Origin of the sequence: Flavobacterium ginsengisoli (assembly GCF_029625315.1) — a bacterium.
GTDB classification, from domain to species: Bacteria; Bacteroidota; Bacteroidia; order Flavobacteriales; family Flavobacteriaceae; genus Flavobacterium; species Flavobacterium ginsengisoli.
In genome coordinates this window covers 2,699,422-2,718,467 of the sequence record NZ_CP121110.1, presented here as the reverse complement: position 1 = coordinate 2,718,467, position 19,046 = coordinate 2,699,422, and the positions used below count along the sequence as shown (strand labels likewise).

Here is a 19,046-nt window from a genome sequence, read left to right as displayed (position 1 = left end):
CTTGAAATAATACGAAAGATTAGCTTTAATTTTTTGTAAAAAAAAACTGCTCAAATTATACAAATTGAGCAGTTTAATTATCGAGATTTAATTTCTTAGAATCCTAAATCTTTTTTAACGTCAGCAGTGATGTTTGGACCATCAGCTAATAATAAAGTAGAACCGTCTAATACATATTGGAAACCTTTAGCTTTTCCAACTTTTTGGATAGAAGCTCTAACTTTTTCCATTAATGGTTTTACGATATCAGTTTCTTTTTGTTGTAATTCTTTTTGAGCATTGTCTCTGTAATCAACAATTCTCTTTTGCATATCTTGAACCTCTTTAGAACGCTCACCGTTTACAGCATCAGTTACAGTTGCGGCTTCAGCTTCGTACTTTTTGATTTTTACTTGATATTCGTCAACCATTTTTTTGTATTCAGCATCATATGTACCACTTAATTTTTGCAGTTGATTTTGAGCATCTAGCATAGCAGGCATTTTCCCCATGATCTCGCTTACATCAACATGTGCTACCTTCGCTTGCGCGTTCATTGTGTTACTTGCTCCTAAAATAAGAATTGCGAGCAATTAGTAAAGTTTTGATTTGTTTCATCATTTTTAAAATATTAATTAATTATTGGTCGTATTTGCTTTTTGCGTTTCGGCTTCTTTTGCTTTTTTAGCCGCTTCTCTTTCTTCTAAAATTTTCTTTCTTCTTTCTTCCAATTCTTTTTTACGTTGTTCGTAAAGTAATTGTCTTTCTTCTGCTTTTGTCATTGCAGGCTGTTCTCCGGCAGGTGTTTCTCCCGTAGCTGCAGGTGTTGCAGTTTTAGCAGTTGAGCTTGTTTTAGCGTCACCTGTTGTTGCGGCTGCACCAGGAACTGCTGTTGTAGCTGTTCCAGAAACCGTGCCATTTTTTTTCGCTTCTCTTTCTTCTTGCAGTGCTTTTCTTCTGTCGTCGTATTCTTTCTTCTTAGCTTCCTGTTCTAATTTTCTGTCCTGAATTAGCTTTTCTCTAGTCGCTTCTTTTCTCATCTAGTGCTTTTTGGCGATCAGCCATTGCTGGATTTTCGTCAATTGCATTTTCAATATTTTCTTTAGCTTCTTGTTCTTTCAATTGTTTTTTAGACAGTTGCTCACGTTTTTCAGTACGGTTTAAAATTCTTAAAACCTGATCGCTAATATCGAACCTTTTATTGCTAAAAAGCATGGTAAGATCTGATGATTTATCAAAAACAAAATCATAATTTTTTGCTTCTGCTATATCTTGCACAGCTGTAAAAACCTGATCTTGTATAGGTTTTGCTAAAGTCGCTTTCTGTCTCATTAGATTTCCATCAGAACCAAATTGTTTCTGCTGATAATCCATCATTTCTTGTTCAAGAAACTTAATTTCTGTTTCTCTTTCTTCTATTAATTCTTTTGTAAGTAAAGCTTTTTCTGTTTTTAAGCTTTCTTTCAAATTATTTATATTTAATTTTTTAGCCTCTACTTCTTGTTTCCACTTTTGAGCTTTTTGCTCTAATTGTGATTTAGCTTCTTTATAATCGGAAACATTTTCTAAAATATATTCCATGTCGATGTAGCCAATTCGAGTAGTCTTTCCTTGTGCCTGACTTGTATTTGCTACAATCAAGGCTAAAAATATAAATAAAAATTGTTTTCTCATAACATAACTTTATTTGATGATTTTTAACCAAACGTTATTTCACTAAAATTGTTGTCCAATAATAAAGTGTGTTTCCCATCCATTAGCTTTTGTTTGTCCTGGAAGAGCGTCAAATCCGTAACCAAAGTCAATACCCAATAAACCAAATGCAGGCATGAATACACGTAAACCAGCACCAGCAGAACGATTTAAATCGAATGGATTATAATCTTTAAAAGTTGGGTATGATGAACCTGCTTCTAGGAACGTTAATGCAAAAATAGAAGCCGATGCTTTTAATGTAATTGGGTAACGTAATTCCATTGAGAATTTGTTGTAAATCGTTGCTCCAATTGCATCACCTGCAGCATTTACAGGGGTTAAAGAGTTGTTTGGATAACCTCTTAACTGGATAGTTTCTCTACCATCCATTGAGTAGTTGGCCATACCATCACCTCCTAAGTAAAAACGTTCAAACGGAATTACACCTCTTTCTTGATTGTAAGCTCCTAAGAAACCAAACTCTGTAAGTGTTCTTAATACTAATTTTCCATAAACTTTAGTATACCAGTCTCCTCTAAATTTAACTTTATAGTATTCTAACCAGTTGTATTTTTTCTGATCGACTTTCGCCACATCTGTATCGGCACTTGCATAATCTGATCCAACACTTACAGTTTTTCCAGAGGCATCTGTTTTGATGTAATCTCCAGTATTAAGTGGCTGGCCATAATCATCAGATGTATTTACACCTGTGTATTGTGATTTGTATTCTTTTTGGTTTTTCAAATCACCATAATCAATACCATTAAATAATGAATATGGAGGCGTAACTTTTGCAGTAATACTAAATTCAGAACCATAAGTTGGGAATATTGGGTTTACCCCTTTATTACTTCTTGAAAGTCCAATAGTATAAGCTAAGTTTCTTGAGGCTCCGTTACCAAAAGTAAACAAACCTGTATTATAATTGTTCAAGTCATAGTGCTGATAACTTACAGATTGTGATAGTACAAAGTAGTCATCTGGCACAGTTAATCTTTTCGCTAAACCAACTTGTACTGTAAAAATATTAAAACTTTTGCTTTTATCAACAGTTCGAGTGATGTAATTGTTAAGAAATTGCTTACTGTATGAAAGAGATGAACTAAACTGTACAGGTTTTTTCCCTCCAAACCATGGCTCTGAGAAAGATAAACTATACGTTTGGAAGTATGTACTTCCTTGCAAACGTAGAGCAACTTTTTGTCCGTCTCCCATTGGTAAAGGCTTGTAAGCTTCTTTGTCAAAAATCTTTCTCGCCGAGAAGTTGTTAAACGAAAGACCTAATGTTCCGATGAAACCTCCACCGCCATAACCTCCTTGAAGTTCGACCTGGCTAGATCCTTTTTCGACTACGTTATATTCAATATCAACAGTTCCAGCTCCGGCATCAACATTTTTAAATTTAGGATCAATTGCCTCTGGGTCAAAGAAACCTAATTGTCCAATCTCACGGATAGTTCTAACCAATTGTTCTTTACTGTATTTTTCACCTGGTTTAGTTCTTAACTCACGGTAAATAACGTGGTCATTTGTTTTATCGTTTCCAACAACAGTAATTTTGTTGAAGTAAGCAATAGGACCTTCAGTAACTCTAATTTCAAAATCAATAGTATCGTTAACTGTTTTTACCTCTACAGCATTAATGTTTGAGAACAAATAACCGTTGTTTTGGTATAAGTTGGTAATGTCTTCTGCGTCTGGTTTTGACTTATCAGCAATTCTTTTTTCTAGTAAAACTCCGTTATAAGTTTCTCCTTTTTTGATTCCTAAATAACGATTTAAAAGCTGATCTGAATAAACTGTATTACCTAAGAATTTAATATTTCCGAAGTAATATTTGTTACCTTCTTCTACATTAATCTTAATTGCTAGAGTATTCTTTTTCTTGTTATACTGAACAGAATCATAGATAATACGAGCATCGCGATATCCTTTTTCTTTGTAGGCAGAGATTACTTTTTCTAAGTCAGTTTTGTATTTCTCTGGAATAAATTTAGAAGCCTTAAATACACGAATGAAATTTTTCTGCTTAGTGTCTTTCATCGCAGCACGCAATTGGCTGTCTGTAAGTTGTTTGTTTCCAGTAAAATCAATACTGCTGATTTTAACTTTATCTCCTTTATCTATTCGGACAAGCATATTAACTTGGTGTCCGTTAATACTATCGGGAGTATTGGTAATAGTAACTTTTGTGTTATAAAAACCTTCTTTTTTGTATTTGTTTTCGATGTAATTTTTGGTAGTGGTAATTAAGTTTTCGTTGACAATTTTGTTCTTTGTCAGGTTATTGTCTTTAATTAAGCCTTCTATTTTACTTTTCTTAACACCAATGATTTTAACCTCATTTAATTTAGGAAGTTCAACAATATCTAAATCTAAATAGATACTGTCGTTTTCTACTTTATTAACATAGAATGCGATTTCGTCGAAAAGACCTAGCTTGCCTAATTTTTTAATTGCACTACTAATTTCTTCTCCAGGAACAGTGATTTCCTGACCTTTTTGAAGTCCTGAAAAGGTTACGACAGTTTGCTCATTGAAGCTTATTTTACCAACAACAGAAACTTTAGCTAAAATATATTTTTTTCCTTGATCAAAAGGAACTCTTTCTTGTGCTTTAATTTGTGAAAAACTACCCAATAGTAAAAGGGTAAAGACTATTTGTATTTTTTTTGCAACACTAAAAAATTATTTAATTTGTTCACTGGTTTTTCCAAATCTACGTTCTCTTTTTGATAACTAATAATAGCCTCATATAAATCTTGGTCTTTAAAGTCTGGCCACAAGACATTAGTAAAATACAATTCTGCATAGGCAATCTGCCACAGCAAAAAATTACTTATTCTATGTTCTCCACTTGTTCGTATTAATAAATCTACGTCAGGTAAATTTTGCGTGTAAAGATGCTCATTTATAATTGAATCGTCAATAGTGTCTATTGAAATTATATTATTTTTAACTTTATCACTAATTGACTTTACGGCATTTACCAGTTCCTCTCTAGAACCGTAGCTTAAAGCGAGAGTAAGAGTTAAGCGAGTATTGTTTTTCGTTTTTTCCATAACATCCAAAAGTTCTTTTTGGGCTGTTTTTGGTAATTTATCAAGATTTCCAATTGCATTAAGTCTGATATTGTTTTCTTGAAGGGTAACTAGCTCTTTTTTTAATGAATTAATCAATATTTTCATTAACGCCTGAACCTCAAGTTTTGGACGATTCCAATTTTCTGTAGAAAAAGCATATAGAGTTAAATATTCAATTCCAAGCTTAGCTGAGGTTTTGATTATCTCTTTTACAGATTTAGTGCCATTTTCGTGGCCAAACGCGCGCATGAAACCTTGTTGTTTTGCCCAGCGGCCGTTACCGTCCATAATAATGGCTAGGTGTCTAGGTAAGTTTTTGTGATCTATCGATTCTATTAAATTCATTTTTTAGTATGCGCAATAGCATGGTTTTTTTCCAAAGGTATAGGTTAAAGTCATACCAGAAAAAATATACCAGTCATTATTATTTAAATTTCCAAATTTCATAATACTTGGATTGCTTGTATTTGGATTGCTTCCGTCAATATTATCCGTAAATGTATAGCGTGCACCAACTTCGGCAACTAAAACAAAACGTGGAGATATATTTGATTTTATACCTAATGTAATAGGTATAGACATAGAACTTCTGTTCTTTAGCTCGTATACGGTATTGGGAGTTGCAGTGTATCGGTATAGATTATTGAAGAAGAAATAATTTAAACCAGTAAACACGTAAGGCGTTATTTTTGTGTGATAATCGTGCAGATTAAAATCGAAAAAATTAAATTCTAAACCAGCAGAAAGCTCTTTTATGTCATTGTCAAAACGATAGCCTCTTTGATTTCTTCCTGTTTCATCAGATTTGTAATCGTTTCCACTAATATTTGACTGTGTATATGAGAATCTCCATGCGTGTCTTGGGCTTCTGTTCCATTTGTAAAGAACACCAAAAGCTAATTTTTCTGGAGCGATATAAGTTGTTTTTCCAACATCGCCTACAAAGTTGCTTCCGCCAAGAAAAACACCAATCTCATTGATCTGAGCATTAAGTGTAATAAAGGGGAAAAAACATAACAATAAATTAAAAATTTTCTTCATTTAATTCAAAATTGCGTGCAAATATAATAATTATCAATACGAATCAAAGTTCCTTTAGTTAAATGTGCTTTTTTTTCAATTTACGTTATGATTTTGAGCCATTTAATGATGATTCACTACATGCAGAACGAGAAAATGTGGTATTATCGTATAGTGAAGAATCAGAAAAGAGTTTAATTTCTTTTATCTTCTCCCCAGAGCAGTTTGTTTCTCAAGGTTTTTAAGAAAGTCTCGTCTGGTATTTCAACCATTTTAATTTTGTAATCTGTTTTTTTAATTTTTAAAATAGACTCGTTTTTTACCGAAGAAATTCTTGAGTCTAAAGAAACCAAATATTGGTCTTCTCTTCCTGTTACGCGCAAAGTAATTTCTGTATCGTCGGGAATAACAAGAGGTCTGGCAGTTAAATTATGTGGAGCAATTGGCGTAATTACTAAACTTTTGACATCTGGCGTTAAAATTGGCCCGCCACAGCTTAAAGAATATCCTGTAGAACCGGTTGGCGTTGAAATGATTAATCCGTCTGCCCAATAAGAATTTAGATATTCGTTGTTCAAATAGGTTTCTACTGTAATCATCGAAGTGGTATCTTTTCTACTCACTGTAACTTCGTTCATAGCGAAATTAAGTTCTTTAAAAGCTTCGTTGTAAGGTTCGCATGTGATTCCTAATAAAGTTCTTTCAGAAGTGGTGTAGTTTTGATCAATAACGTATTGAAGTAAAATATCTATATTTTCTTTCTGAACTTTGGCAAGAAAACCTAATCGTCCAGCATTTATACCTAATAAAGGTACTCCAGAATTACGAACAAAAGCAGCGGCTCTTAAAATCGTTCCGTCGCCTCCAATACTAATCAACATTTCGAAACTATTATCTAAAGCAGTACTTGGCGAAAAAGTTTTGTATTCTTTTTTTATAAGCTGTTTTTCATAAAGCATATTCAGGAAATTTTCTTCAATTACCATTTCGACGTTGTTGGTATTGAAAAATGTGAAGATGTCTTTTATAATAGGTTCAGTGCTATTCTGATAGTATTGTCCGTAAATGGCTATTTTCATTCGTTGTAAATTAGATAATTTGTCAATGTGTCAATTAGATAATCTGGAAATGCGAAAATTATCTAATTAACTAATTTTCTCATTGGCACATTCATAATTTATATGTTGAGATATTTGTCTAAATAATCTGATCGCTCTTTTAAGCTATTGATATAGTTGTCTTCTTGATGCTCTGAAATAATTTCGTAACCATATCTTCTATACGTCTGAATAATTTCGTTGATTGCTCCCAAGCCAATTTTTACAGTGATTTGAACATTTTCTGTATCAGCTTCAGAAACAAAACAGCCTAAAATTTTACCATTATTGCTTTCTACAATTTGAGTTACTTCACTCATAGAATAATCCAAAAGCCCTTTTTGTACAATAATAATGGCACCAGGTTCTTTTAAAAATGGAGTTTCCTGAAAAAACTTCATGATGTCTTCCATTTCGTAGTATCCTATATAATTATTGTTTTCATCAAGAATAGGCAGGATATTCGTGTGGTTTTTTGCAAAAACCTCTAGAACATCTAGCCAAATCATCGATTTTCTGGCAAAGAAACGTTCTAAAGCGTATTTGTAATCAATTGCTTTTTTATCAGTGTCAAATGTTTCAACATCATCAGAAGAGATGCTTCCAATAAAAATACCATCTTCTAAAATCGGAAAATGAGAAAAATTTACATCGATAAAAAAGTCCTGAATCGAGGCAATTGTTTCCTGACTGTCAATTGCTCTGAAATCGTTTGTGATATAGTTTGTAATTTCTGTCATAAATCAATTGAGGATATTTGATGCAAAATAATCAAAAAATACCGAAAACCGCTCTGTTTTACTTTGTATTTTTGTCGTAACAAATATAAGATTACTAGAATTAATATCTATTTATATGACAAAATTAAGTGTAAATATCAATAAAATAGCAACGCTTCGAAATGCTCGTGGCGGAAATGTTCCCGATTTATTAAAAGTAGTCGCAGATATTCAGCGTTTTGGCGGACAAGGAATTACAATTCACCCACGTCCAGATGAGCGCCATATTCGTTATCAAGATGCACGCGATTTAAAAGCAGTTGTTACCACAGAATATAATATTGAAGGGAATCCGCAAGCATAATTTTATTGATTTAGTTTTAGAATGCAAACCAGATCAGGTAACCTTAGTTCCAGACGCAATTGGTGCAATAACCTCTTCTGCTGGCTGGGATACAATCAAAAATCAAGAATATTTGACTGAAGTGATTCAGGAGTTTCAAAGAAACGGAATAAGAACTTCAATTTTCGTTGATCCAATTTTAGAAATGATTGAAGGCGCGAAAAAAACAGGAACAGATAGAATTGAGTTGTACACAGAATCTTTTGCACATCAATATAGTTTAGGAAACGAAAAAGGAATTGATCCTTATGCTAAAGCTGCAGTATTGGCAAATGAATTAGGGTTAGGAATCAATGCTGGACACGATTTGAGTTTAGATAATATCAAATTTTTTAAAGAAAACATTCAAGGTTTATTAGAAGTTTCTATTGGCCATGCTTTAATTTCGGAGGCGCTTTATCTTGGTTTAGATAATACTGTAAATATGTATCTGAATAAATTGAAATAATTCTTTAAAAAGAAAAAATTAAAAATATGCTTTATTCAAAAATAGAAGGAGAAGGAAAACCATTTGTCATCATGCACGGATTTCTCGGAATGTCTGATAATTGGAAAACTTTAGCCGGGCAATATGTAGAAGCCGGATTTCAAGTTCATATTTTAGATTTAAGAAACCACGGTCGCAGTTTTCATTCAGATGAATGGAGTTATGAAGCGATGGTTCAAGATGTGTACGAATACTGTCAAGCAAATAATCTGACTAGAATAGATATTCTAGGACATTCGATGGGAGGGAAAGTAGCGATGCTTTTTGCTACGACACATCCAGAAATTGTAGACAAATTGATTGTGGCAGATATTGGTCCGAGATTCTACAAACAGCATCATCAGGATATTTTGGCAGGATTAAATGCAGTAGATTTTTCTGTAAAACCAAGCCGAAATGATGTAGAAGCAATTTTATCTCAATATGTTCCAGATTTCGGGACTCGTCAGTTTTTGCTGAAAAATCTATATTGGAAAGAGCCAGGACAATTGGCTTTTAGATTTAATTTAGAAGCTTTTAATAATAATCTGGATGCGATCGGAAAACCTTTGGCAGATCATTTGGTTTTTAATAATCCGACATTATTTATTAGAGGTGGAAATTCTGGCTATATTCAAGATGCTGATCTTGATGAAATTCGTAAGCATTTTCCAAATTTAAAATTAGAAACCATTCCAAATGCAGGACACTGGCTTCATGCTGAAAATCCGAAAATGTTTTTTGAATTGACAGCAACGTTTTTAAAAGAATAAAACACTTTTGATAAAATTTTATTATTTTTAAATAAATTTTAAACCTAAAAACTATGAAATTATTACTTAGACTTCTCGTTACGGTCTGCTTTGGTTTTATTATTGTCTAACATTTTAACAGGGGTTCATGTTGCTAGTTTTGGTACAGCAGTAATTGTTGCAGTAGTTTTAGGATTGCTGAATATCTTTATTAAGCCAATTTTAGTGTTGTTAACTTTGCCAGTAACGTTTGTTACGCTTGGTTTATTTTTATTAGTCATAAACGCGGTAATTATTTTACTGTGCACTAATATTGTAGGCGGTTTTGCAGTAAATTCATTTTGGACAGCATTAATATTCAGCATTATTCTATCTATACTTCAATCTCTTACTTATAAAATACTAGGAGACGATAAATAAAAACAAATCGGCAGATTAAAACTGCTTCAAATACAATAGATTAAAAACTTGGTTGGGTTGCAAAAATTTTATAATTTTGCAACCCAATTTTATTATGTAAATTAAAGAAGAAGATGGATATTAAAAGAGTAGCAATAGACGCTGTAAACGAGACAATCGTTATGAACGTTGTTCATATGGATTATAAAGGTCAAGTAGCAAAAAGAATTAACGAAAAAATGCCTTTAGCGCAAGTAAAAGGATTTAGAAAAGGTGCAGTGCCTAAAGATCTTGTTGAAAAACAATACGGAAAAGGTATTAAACAAGAAGAGATTAAAAAAGTAGTTGATTTGGCTTTAGAGCGTTATATTCAATCTGAAAGATTAAATCTTTTAGGAACTCCTCTTGCTAAAGTAAACGAAGATTTTAACTGGGATGCTGAAGAATTAACTTTTGAATACGAAATTGGTTTAGTGCCAAATTTCGAAATTGATCTTGAAGCTAAAAACAATATCGTAAAATATATCGTTACTGCTGATGATAAATTAATCGACGGACAAGTAGAGCGTATCCAAAAACAATTTGGAAAAGCAGTTCCTCAAGAAGTTTCTGATGCTAAATCTGATTTAACTGGAACTTTCTCTAGCGAAGCAAACGGAATCAACAATACAACTACAATTGCTGTTGATGCATTCAGCAAAAAAGCTCAAAAACAATTCACAGGTAAAAAAGTTGGAGATGTTGTTACAGTAAGCACAAAAGGTTTATTTGAAGACGATCACCAATTAATGGATTACTTAAAAGTTGGTCACGAAGGTGTTCACGGTTTAGATGTTGAAGTAAACTTTACTATTGAGGCAATCAACGGTTCTGAACCAGCTGAATTAAACCAAGAATTATTCGACAAACTTTTTGGCGAAGGAAAAGTGGCTTCTTTAGAAGATTTAAAAGCTAAAATTAAAGAAGATGCTGAAGCTCAATTCGCTCAGCAAGCTGACCAAAAATTATTATTAGATGTTCAAGATTTCTTGATCGAAAACACAAAATTCGATTTGCCAGCTGAATTCTTGAAAAAATGGTTGCAAACTGTTGGAGAGAAAAAACTTTCTGCAGAAGAAGCTGAAGTTGAATACGCAAGATCTGAAAAAGGTTTACGTTTCCAATTAATCGAAGGAAAAGCTTTGGCTCAAAGCAATATCCAAATTACATTTGATGACTTGAAAGAGTTTACATCAAACGCAATCAGACAGCAAATGGCTCAATTTGGTCAAACTAACCCAACTGACGAAGAAGTTCAAGGAATCGTGGCTAGAGTTTTATCTAACCAAGACGAAGTGAAAAGACTTTCTGAGCAAGTTGTAGCAACTAAAATGTTAGATATCTTCAAAGAAAAAGCTAACCCAACAACTAAAGAGGTTACTTACGAAGAATTTATTGCAGACTTCTTACGGAGAATAAATTTTAGTCTGAAAGTCAAAAGTTGTAAAGTCGAAAGTTAAGAAGTATACTTTTTAAAAATTAAGATTTTATTACAGAAACTGAAAGATAAAAATAATTATATTTGAACGTCAATGGAATTTTTTATTCTGTTGACGTTCTTTTTTTGTTTCAGGTTTGAAGTTGGTAAAAGTTTCTTAGAAAGAAAAACTTAGAACCTTAGCAGACTTAGAATCTTAGCATCTTAAAAAAGACGACAAATTGGCATTTCTTATAAAAAGGTATGAACTTTGTTTAATTCGTTTAAGTCACTTGCTGACTTTAGACTTTTCAACTTTAAACTAAAAATATGAACTACGGTAAAGAATTCAAAAAATTTGCTACAAAGCACCAAGGAGTAAACGCAATGTATTACGATAAAATCGTAGCAACAATGACTCCAACAAACATGACTCCATATATTATCGAAGAGCGCCAATTGAATGTTTCTCAATTAGACGTTTTCTCAAGATTAATGATGGACAGAATTATCTTTTTAGGAACAGGCATCGACGATCAGATCGCTAATATTGTTCAGGCTCAGTTATTATTCTTAGAAAGTGCTGATGCTTCAAAAGATATTCAAATTTATTTAAACTCTCCTGGAGGAAGTGTTTATGCAGGTTTAGGAATTTACGATACAATGCAATACATCAAACCAGATGTAGCAACAATCTGTACAGGAATGGCAGCTTCTATGGGAGCAGTTCTATTATGCGCAGGAGCAGCAGGAAAACGTTCTGCATTGCCTCACTCAAGAGTAATGATTCACCAGCCATCTGGAGGAGCACAAGGTGTTGCAACAGATATGGAAATCAACTTACGCGAGATGTTGAAATTAAAAGATGAATTATACAACATTATTTCGCACCACTCTGGACAAACTTTTGACAAAGTGCACAAAGACAGTGAGCGTGACTACTGGATGAAAGCTGATGAAGCAAAAGAGTACGGAATGATTGATGAAGTATTAAGAAGAGGATAATTTTTAGGTTCTAAGTTGCGAAGACACTAAGATTCTAAGTGTTCTTTGTAATTTTAAAATCAAATAAAAAAATAAAAATATTAAGCTGTAAAGAGCTAAGTTTTTAAGTTTTAGGTCAAAAAGCTTAGAAACTTAGTATCTTTGCGACTTAGTAACTTAAATAAAGAATGGCAAAAGTAGTATTAGAATGTTCGTTTTGTGGAAGAAAAAAGCCAGAAACTAATTTATTAATTGCAGGTATCAATGCACACATTTGTGATAAATGTATTGAGCAAGCACACGGAATTGTTTTAGAAGAATTAAAATCTAGCGGAAGCGCAAAATTAGTTGGGGACTTAATTTTAAAGAAACCAAAAGAAATTAGAGCTTTCCTAGATCAATATGTTATTGGTCAGGATCAGACTAAAAAAGTAATGTCGGTTGCGGTTTACAATCACTACAAACGTTTAATGCAACAGCAATTAGACGATGAAGTAGAGATCGAAAAAAGTAACATCATCATGGTTGGTCAAACAGGAACAGGAAAAACATTAGTGGCAAAAACGATTGCTAAAATGTTAGACGTTCCGTTGGCAATTGTTGATGCGACAGTATTAACAGAAGCAGGTTATGTTGGAGAAGACGTTGAAAGTATTTTGACACGTTTGCTTCAAGCTGCAGATTACGATGTAGCAAAAGCAGAAAGAGGAATCGTATTTATTGATGAGATTGATAAAATTGCTCGCAAAAGTGATAATCCGTCAATAACGCGTGATGTTTCTGGAGAAGGTGTTCAACAGGCGTTATTGAAATTGTTGGAAGGAACGTTTGTAAATGTACCGCCAAAAGGAGGACGTAAGCATCCGGACCAAAAATTTGTTGAGGTAAATACTCAAAATATCTTGTTTATTGCAGGTGGAGCTTTTGATGGTGTTGAACGTATTATTTCAAAACGCTTAAATCGTCAGGCGGTTGGTTACTCAACTTCTAAAAATGTTGATAATATTGACAAAGACAATTTATTGCAATACATTATTCCAAAAGACATTAAAGATTTCGGATTGATTCCAGAGATTATTGGTCGTTTGCCAGTTTTAACGCACATGGATCCTTTGGATAAAGAAACGCTTCGTGCCATTTTAACACAACCTAAAAATGCATTGATCAAACAATATCAGAAATTATTCTTGATGGATGATGTTGAGTTTACTATAACAGATGAAGCTTTAGATTTTATTGTAGACAAAGCTTTAGAATATAAATTAGGAGCTCGTGGATTACGTTCTTTATGCGAAGCAATTTTGACAGATGCCATGTACGAACTGCCAACTTCAGATGATACAAGTTTGACAATTGACAAAGAATACGCAGAACATACGCTAAGCAAAAACTTGCTGAAACGTATGGAAATTGCTTCTTAAGCTATAAAATCAACTTTGACAAAGTTCAATTATAAAACCTGTTCATTTATTTGAGCAGGTTTTTTTTATTTTCTTTTTTGTTTGGTTTCATGAAAACTAAACTTCTGTTTTAGCCCTGATCGAAACGGCATCCTTTTGCTGTGGGGTTCACAGCAAAAGATACAGTGAAGAGCAGGACAGATGTTCTTTTGGAAACGAAATGTGTCGCTTTTAATAAAATTATTGCACTCTAAATTTCTCGCGATACTCAATTGGTTTCATGCCAACCATTTTATAAAAAACCTTTCTAAAGGCTTTTGGATCGTTATAGCCAGTTTTTTCGATAATTTCTGAAATCGAAAGCTGGGTTTGCTCTAGATATTTCTTTGAACTTTCGACTCTAATATTTTGTAGATATTCAATTGGCGGAATTCGGTTACTTGTTTAAAACGGCGTGTCATATTTCTGGCACTTGTCGGAATGTCTTTTGTAATTTCTTCTAGTTTTTCGATGGTGTGATACTGGCTTTCAATTTTTTGCTGTAACATGGCAACCAAAGTGTCATTGTGTAAATGGTTTGGTCTGAAAGTGCTAAAATAGCTTTGCTTGTATCGGTTTAAGTCGATAGAAAATATTTTGGCAATTTTAACTGCCATTTCGTTACCGCAGAATTTTTGAATCAAAAGAATCAATAAATGAAAAGTTGAGGTAGATCCTCCGCTTGTATATAAACTTCCGTCGGCGGTTAAGGTTTCTTCTGGTTTTAATTTCACCATCGGAAAGGCTTTTGTAAAAGCGCCGCAAGCATCAACATGGGTTGTAGCAAGTTTTTCGTTTAATAAACCAGATGCGGCAAACAAAAATGCGCCAGTACAAAAACTGGCTAATTCGGCTCCAGTTTTATGTTGTTTTTGAAGCCAAGGAATAAAGTTTTTATTCTTTTTAATCATCTCGCTCATATTATCAGTAGTAAAAGCGGGAATTAAAATTAAGTCTAGAATAATTTCTGAAGTTTCAATGGAATTACTTTTATATCCAAATATATTTCCTTGGTCGTTTTGCTCTTTAGATTGAAAAATCATTATTTCAAATGGTTTTTCTGTTCCCGATGTAAGTTTATTTGCAGTTTCAAAGACTTCTAATATCGCGGCTATACTTAATAATTTATAGTCGTGAGGTACGATTAAACCTAGTTTCTTGCTCATGATATTTGTTGTTTTTGGAATTTCAGTTAACACAAAAATAAGCAAATTGTCTTAAATGCCCCTAAAGTTGACTTTTATTGTCGTTTTAAACTAATCTTAAAATTTTACATTTGCTTTGATTAATTTGTAATTTTATAAAGATGAAAACAAAGATATTCTTAAATCTTGCGGTAAAAGATTTAAATCGTGCAGTGAAATTTTTTAATGAACTTGGTTTTTCTACAAATCCAAAGTTCACAAATGAACAGGGGGCTTGTATAGTAATTAGTGATAACATTTTTACAATGCTTTTGGTTGAAGAGTTTTATCAAACCTTTACTCCAAAGAAAATTTGTGATTCTACTACAACAAGCGAAGTCCTTATTTCTCTTTCTATGGAATCACGTGAGAAAGTAGATGAAACAATTGAGAAAGCGGTAAAAGCTGGTGGAACAGATTATCAAGAAGCAAAAGATTATGGTTGGATGTACCAAAGAACTTTTCTAGATTTGGATGGACATCATTGGGAAGTCTTTTTTATGGATGAAAGTCAAATTCCAACCAATTAAAGATGATTTCGGTAGAAGTCATAATTAATGCGTCAATAGAAAAAGTTTGGGATTTTTGGATTACGCCAAAACATATCCAAAACTGGAACAGTGCTTTTGATAATTGGTATACGTCTTATGCTGAAAATGATTTGCAAGAAAAAGGAAAGTTTAGATATGAAATGAGATCAAAAGATAAAGATGAAAGTTTTGATTTTGAGGGAATATATACAAAAAGTTGAAAAATTTCAGTTAATAGAATATAAGCTTTCAGACAATAGAATCGGAAGCGTTCATTTTGAAGATTTTGGAAACAATGTAAAGCTTGTTGAATATTTTGAACCCAATAAAACTGATTCTGAAAGCATGCAAAAGCAATGGTGCCAAGATGTGATTGATAACTTTAAGAAATACACAGAGAGATTTTAAAACTAAATTTATTTATAATAATGATAACAATAAAAAATACTGTAAAAGCATCTGCAGAGAAAGTTTGGAAGTTTTGGAATACACCAGAACATATTACAAAATGGAGTTTTGCTTCTCCAGATTGGCACACGCCTCACGCAGAAGCAGATTTAAGAGAAGGAGGAAAATTTAAATCGACTATGGCTGCCAAAGACGGAAGTATGAGTTTTGATTTTGGAGGCGAATTTACTTTAGTAAAACCAAATGAAGCACTTTCGTATGTTCTGGGAGACGGAAGAAAGGTTGAAATTACTTTTACAGAAACTGCAGAGGGTGTAGAAATTGTAGAAAGTTTCGACCCAGAAACTCAAAATCCAGAAGAAATGCAGCGCGCAGGCTGGCAGGCAATTTTGGATAATTTTAAAAGTTACGTAGAGGCTAATTAATTTTAGCTTCAAAGTCTCAAAGGTCAAAGATTACAAACTTAAATTAGCTTATATCACTTATATGGTTTAAAAGAAATAAATATCTAACCCAACAAAAAAAAACAAAAAATGACAAAACAAATATGGTTGAATCTTCCTGTAAAGGACGTAGCAAAAGCGAAAGATTTTTTTTGGAAAATTGGTTTTTCGTTTAATGAACAGCATGACACCCCAAGTTCGACTTGTATGGTTGTAGGTGAAGGACATTTTGTAGTAATGCTTTTTGAAGAAATGCTTTTTTCTAGTTTCTCTCAAAATAGTATTACTGATACTAAATCGAGTTCGGAAGTATTGATTTCAATCGATGCTGAAAGCAGAGAAGAAGTTGATGAACTAGCTGAAAAAGTAAAACAAGCTGGCGGAACTGTGTTTGCTCCTCCTGCAGAGAGTCAGGGTTGGATGTATGGTTGTGGTTTTGCCGATTTGGACGGTCATCGTTGGAATGTCTTATTTATGGATTTTAGTAAATTACCAGATTAAAATGGAAAAATTAGTTTTTAATATCAAGATCAAGGCTCCCAAAGAAAAGATTTGGAAAGTCTTATGGGACGACGAAACTTACCGAAAATGGACAAGTTCTTTTTGTGGAGAAAGTTACGTTGAATCGAGTTGGAACGAAGGCGACAAAATTTATTTTTTGGGCGCAGCTGGAGAAGGAATGAATAGTTTAATTGAAAAAAAATTCCAAATGAATACATGGCTTTTAAGCATTTGGGTGAACTGAAAGATTATAAGGAAGTTCCGCCAAATGCAGAAACAGAACAATGGACTGGAGCCATGGAAACCTATCGTTTAGATCAAAAAGGGGATTTGGTTGATCTTCATGTGGAAGTTGATGTGATCGAAAAGCATATAGACTATTTTAAAGAAGCATTCCCAAAAGGATTGGAGACCATTAAAGAGTTATCTGAGAAATAGAGAATGTAGAAGAAAGAAGCGAAAGCAAGACTTTGTTTTGTGCTTCAAACGGAATTAACAATTTATAATTAACAATTAATAATTAAAAAAAATGGTAGCAATAAATCCATATTTAATGTTTAACGGAACTTGCGAAGAAGCGTTCCTGTTTTATAAATCGGTTTTTGGAGGAGATTTTCCGTATATCGGAAAATTTAAAGACGCTCCAGCAGAAGAAGGAGAAGTGCTTTCTGAAGAAGCATTAAATCGCATTATGCATGTTTCGCTTCCAATTGGAAATACCATTTTAATGGGAAGCGACAGTCATCCTAGATACGGAGACGTAGGTTTTGGAGATAATTTTTCGATTTCTATTAATACAGAAAGTACAGACGAAGCAGATAGAATTTTTAACGGACTTTCGGCTGGAGGAAAAGTTGAAATGCCAATGAACAATACTTTCTGGGGATCTTATTTCGGAATGTTTAAAGATAAATTTGGTGTCAATTGGATGGTGAGTTTTGATAAAAACATTCCAAATCAATAGCCAAAAAGTTACGTTATTTTAATAATAAAAGATAATTGTTAAATTACTCGAAAAAGCACATTTATATGTGCTTTTTCTTTTCAAAAAAACAAGGATTATTCTTTTTTATCAACGAGAGATTGCCGATTTTTGTCGCTTCAAAATCAAGAAAGAAAAATGGCAAGCAGAAGATAAAGAGATAATTTTATTAAAAGTTTCAGGACACGATAAAATTGGAGTTACAGCAGGTTTAACGGCTGTTTTAGGAGCATACGACGCTAATATATTAGATATCGGCCAAGCTGATATTCATGACACACTTTCTTTAGGAATTTTGTTCGAAATTGCAGCAGGTTCATCTTCGGCTCCGGTTTTAAAAGATCTTCTTTTCAAAGCTTATGAATTAGAAATCAAAGTAAAATTTATTCCGATTTCTATTGAAGATTACGAAACTTGGGTAAAATCACAATCTAAGCAACGATACATCATTAATATTTTGGGCGAAAAACTAGCGACTTCTCAATTGGCGGCAGTTACCAAAATCATGTCAGATCAAAACCTAAATATCGATTCTATTATCCGATTAACAGGAAGAACTTCTATTGTAGAAAAAGAAGAATATCCACGTTCTTGTATTCAATTGTCTGTGACAGGAGAGATTGTAAATAAAATTGTCATGACAGCAAGTTTTATGGAAGTCTCTAGAGCACTAAATGTCGATATTTCTTTCCAAGAAGATAATATTTATAGAAGAAACCGCCGCTTGGTTTGCTTCGATATGGATTCTACTTTAATCCAAACCGAAGTAATCGATGAATTAGCAGAATTGAATGGAGTAGGAGATCAAGTTCGCGCTATTACAGAATCGGCTATGAATGGCGAAATCGACTTTAATGAAAGTTTCAAAAAACGTATGGCACTTTTGGAAGGTTTGAGCGAAGAAGTGTTGCAAAATGTAGCAATCAATTTGCCAATCACGCAAGGGGCGCATCGTTTAATGAAAGCTCTAAAATATTACGGTTATAAAACCGCTATTCTATCTGGAGGATTCACTTATTTTGGAGAATATCTTCAAAAAGAATTAGGAATAGATTATGTTCATGCCAATCAATTAGAAATAAAAGACGGTAAACTGACAGGTAAATATTTAGGCGATATTGTTGATGGCCAGAAAAAAGCCGAATTCTTGAAAGCAATTGCCGAAAAAGAAGGAATTCACATCAACCAAACCATTGCAGTTGGAGATGGAGCAAACGATTTACCAATGTTAAACTTAGCCGGTCTAGGAATCGCTTTCCATGCTAAACCAAAAGTAAAAGAAAGCGCTTCAACTTCAATCTCAAGTTTAGGTCTTGATGGTGTTTTATATCTTTTAGGATACCACGACAGATATATCGATATGATGTAGAAGGCAATGCTGTGCAATTTTTGTCATTTCGACGAAGGAGAAATCCTCGTAAGAAACTCGACAAAGATTGGTTTTCGTTGCGAAGCTACTTGTAGAGATTTCTCCTTCGTGAAAAGACATACTGAATGTAATAA

The 19,046-nt window shown here is 33.2% G+C and carries 19 protein-coding genes and 5 pseudogenes; 15 read left to right on the top strand and 9 right to left on the bottom strand.

The window, feature by feature from the left end:
* Positions 1–95: 95 nt before the first annotated feature.
* The 7 genes and pseudogenes from P5P87_RS12695 to P5P87_RS12665 form a co-directional block, all read right to left on the bottom strand.
* A pseudogene (locus tag P5P87_RS12695) lies at positions 96–600 on the bottom strand (OmpH/Skp family outer membrane protein).
* Positions 601–614: 14 nt separating this feature from the next.
* A pseudogene (locus P5P87_RS12690) lies at positions 615–1,653 on the bottom strand (OmpH/Skp family outer membrane protein).
* 42 nt (positions 1,654–1,695) lie between these two features.
* Positions 1,696–4,317 (bottom strand): outer membrane protein assembly factor BamA, encoded by a 2,622-nt coding sequence (bamA, locus tag P5P87_RS12685; protein ID WP_422854071.1) that lies wholly within the window; start codon positions 4,315–4,317, stop codon positions 1,696–1,698.
* Positions 4,318–4,365: 48 nt separating this feature from the next.
* A pseudogene (locus P5P87_RS12680) lies at positions 4,366–5,105 on the bottom strand (isoprenyl transferase).
* Positions 5,106–5,108: 3 nt separating this feature from the next.
* On the bottom strand, positions 5,109–5,801 hold the full coding sequence (gene porG / locus P5P87_RS12675; protein ID WP_278019533.1) for a type IX secretion system protein PorG: 693 nt from the start codon (positions 5,799–5,801) through the stop codon (positions 5,109–5,111).
* Positions 5,802–5,974: 173 nt separating this feature from the next.
* Entirely contained in the window at positions 5,975–6,859 is an 885-nt protein-coding gene (locus P5P87_RS12670) for an NAD kinase (protein WP_198854441.1), read from the bottom strand.
* 98 nt (positions 6,860–6,957) lie between these two features.
* Positions 6,958–7,617 carry a CBS domain-containing protein gene (locus P5P87_RS12665; RefSeq protein WP_198854440.1) on the bottom strand — a complete coding sequence of 220 codons (660 nt, stop codon included), beginning with the start codon at positions 7,615–7,617 and terminating at the stop codon, positions 6,958–6,960.
* A 115-nt stretch (positions 7,618–7,732) separates the two neighbouring features.
* Here P5P87_RS12665 and P5P87_RS12660 point away from each other — a divergent pair.
* The 6 genes and pseudogenes from P5P87_RS12660 (at position 7,733) to clpX (ending at position 13,477) form a co-directional block, all read left to right on the top strand.
* Positions 7,733–8,447: pseudogene (locus P5P87_RS12660) on the top strand (pyridoxine 5'-phosphate synthase).
* A gap of 26 nt (positions 8,448–8,473) precedes the next feature.
* Positions 8,474–9,238 (top strand): alpha/beta fold hydrolase, encoded by a 765-nt coding sequence (locus P5P87_RS12655; RefSeq protein WP_198854438.1) that lies wholly within the window; start codon positions 8,474–8,476, stop codon positions 9,236–9,238.
* A 53-nt stretch (positions 9,239–9,291) separates the two neighbouring features.
* Positions 9,292–9,637 (top strand): annotated as a pseudogene (locus P5P87_RS12650) (phage holin family protein).
* A gap of 113 nt (positions 9,638–9,750) precedes the next feature.
* Entirely contained in the window at positions 9,751–11,115 is a 1,365-nt protein-coding gene (locus P5P87_RS12645; protein WP_278019532.1) for a trigger factor, read from the top strand.
* 287 nt (positions 11,116–11,402) lie between these two features.
* Positions 11,403–12,077 carry an ATP-dependent Clp endopeptidase proteolytic subunit ClpP gene (gene clpP / locus P5P87_RS12640; protein ID WP_278022757.1) on the top strand — a complete coding sequence of 225 codons (675 nt, stop codon included), beginning with the start codon at positions 11,403–11,405 and terminating at the stop codon, positions 12,075–12,077.
* 167 nt (positions 12,078–12,244) lie between these two features.
* A complete protein-coding gene (clpX, locus tag P5P87_RS12635) occupies positions 12,245–13,477 on the top strand; it encodes an ATP-dependent Clp protease ATP-binding subunit ClpX (RefSeq protein ID WP_278022756.1) in 1,233 nt (410 codons plus the stop codon).
* A 219-nt stretch (positions 13,478–13,696) separates the two neighbouring features.
* Here the strand turns inward: clpX and P5P87_RS12630 are convergent, their stop codons facing one another.
* Both P5P87_RS12630 and P5P87_RS12625 read right to left on the bottom strand, forming a co-directional pair.
* Positions 13,697–13,861: a helix-turn-helix domain-containing protein gene (locus tag P5P87_RS12630; protein ID WP_278022791.1), complete on the bottom strand. Its 165-nt coding sequence runs from the start codon at positions 13,859–13,861 to the stop codon at positions 13,697–13,699.
* Positions 13,831–14,661 carry a GlxA family transcriptional regulator gene (locus P5P87_RS12625; RefSeq protein ID WP_278022755.1) on the bottom strand — a complete coding sequence of 277 codons (831 nt, stop codon included), beginning with the start codon at positions 14,659–14,661 and terminating at the stop codon, positions 13,831–13,833. Before P5P87_RS12625 ends, P5P87_RS12630 begins: the two co-directional genes overlap by 31 nt.
* Positions 14,662–14,801: 140 nt before the next feature.
* Between P5P87_RS12625 and P5P87_RS12620 the strand changes: the two genes are divergently transcribed.
* The 9 genes from P5P87_RS12620 (at position 14,802) to serB (ending at position 18,912) form a co-directional block, all read left to right on the top strand.
* Positions 14,802–15,209, top strand: a complete 408-nt coding sequence (locus P5P87_RS12620; RefSeq protein ID WP_278022754.1) for a VOC family protein — start codon at positions 14,802–14,804, stop codon at positions 15,207–15,209.
* A gap of 2 nt (positions 15,210–15,211) precedes the next feature.
* Positions 15,212–15,430, top strand: a complete 219-nt coding sequence (locus P5P87_RS12615; RefSeq protein ID WP_278022753.1) for an SRPBCC domain-containing protein — start codon at positions 15,212–15,214, stop codon at positions 15,428–15,430.
* Positions 15,405–15,617, top strand: coding sequence for an SRPBCC family protein (locus P5P87_RS12610; protein ID WP_278022752.1), 213 nt, complete (start codon positions 15,405–15,407; stop codon positions 15,615–15,617). Before P5P87_RS12615 ends, P5P87_RS12610 begins: the two co-directional genes overlap by 26 nt.
* Positions 15,618–15,637: 20 nt before the next feature.
* Positions 15,638–16,042 carry an SRPBCC family protein gene (locus P5P87_RS12605; protein ID WP_198854431.1) on the top strand — a complete coding sequence of 135 codons (405 nt, stop codon included), beginning with the start codon at positions 15,638–15,640 and terminating at the stop codon, positions 16,040–16,042.
* Positions 16,043–16,150: 108 nt separating this feature from the next.
* A complete protein-coding gene (locus tag P5P87_RS12600) occupies positions 16,151–16,561 on the top strand; it encodes a VOC family protein (RefSeq protein ID WP_198854430.1) in 411 nt (136 codons plus the stop codon).
* Position 16,562: 1 nt separating this feature from the next.
* On the top strand, positions 16,563–16,805 hold the full coding sequence (locus P5P87_RS12595; RefSeq protein ID WP_278022751.1) for an SRPBCC family protein: 243 nt from the start codon (positions 16,563–16,565) through the stop codon (positions 16,803–16,805).
* Positions 16,778–16,999: a hypothetical protein gene (locus P5P87_RS12590; protein WP_278022750.1), complete on the top strand. Its 222-nt coding sequence runs from the start codon at positions 16,778–16,780 to the stop codon at positions 16,997–16,999. Before P5P87_RS12595 ends, P5P87_RS12590 begins: the two co-directional genes overlap by 28 nt.
* A gap of 91 nt (positions 17,000–17,090) precedes the next feature.
* Positions 17,091–17,525: a VOC family protein gene (locus tag P5P87_RS12585; RefSeq protein WP_278022749.1), complete on the top strand. Its 435-nt coding sequence runs from the start codon at positions 17,091–17,093 to the stop codon at positions 17,523–17,525.
* Positions 17,526–17,667: 142 nt separating this feature from the next.
* Positions 17,668–18,912 carry a phosphoserine phosphatase SerB gene (gene serB, locus P5P87_RS12580; RefSeq protein ID WP_278022790.1) on the top strand — a complete coding sequence of 415 codons (1,245 nt, stop codon included), beginning with the start codon at positions 17,668–17,670 and terminating at the stop codon, positions 18,910–18,912.
* Positions 18,913–19,046: the final 134 nt, after the last annotated feature.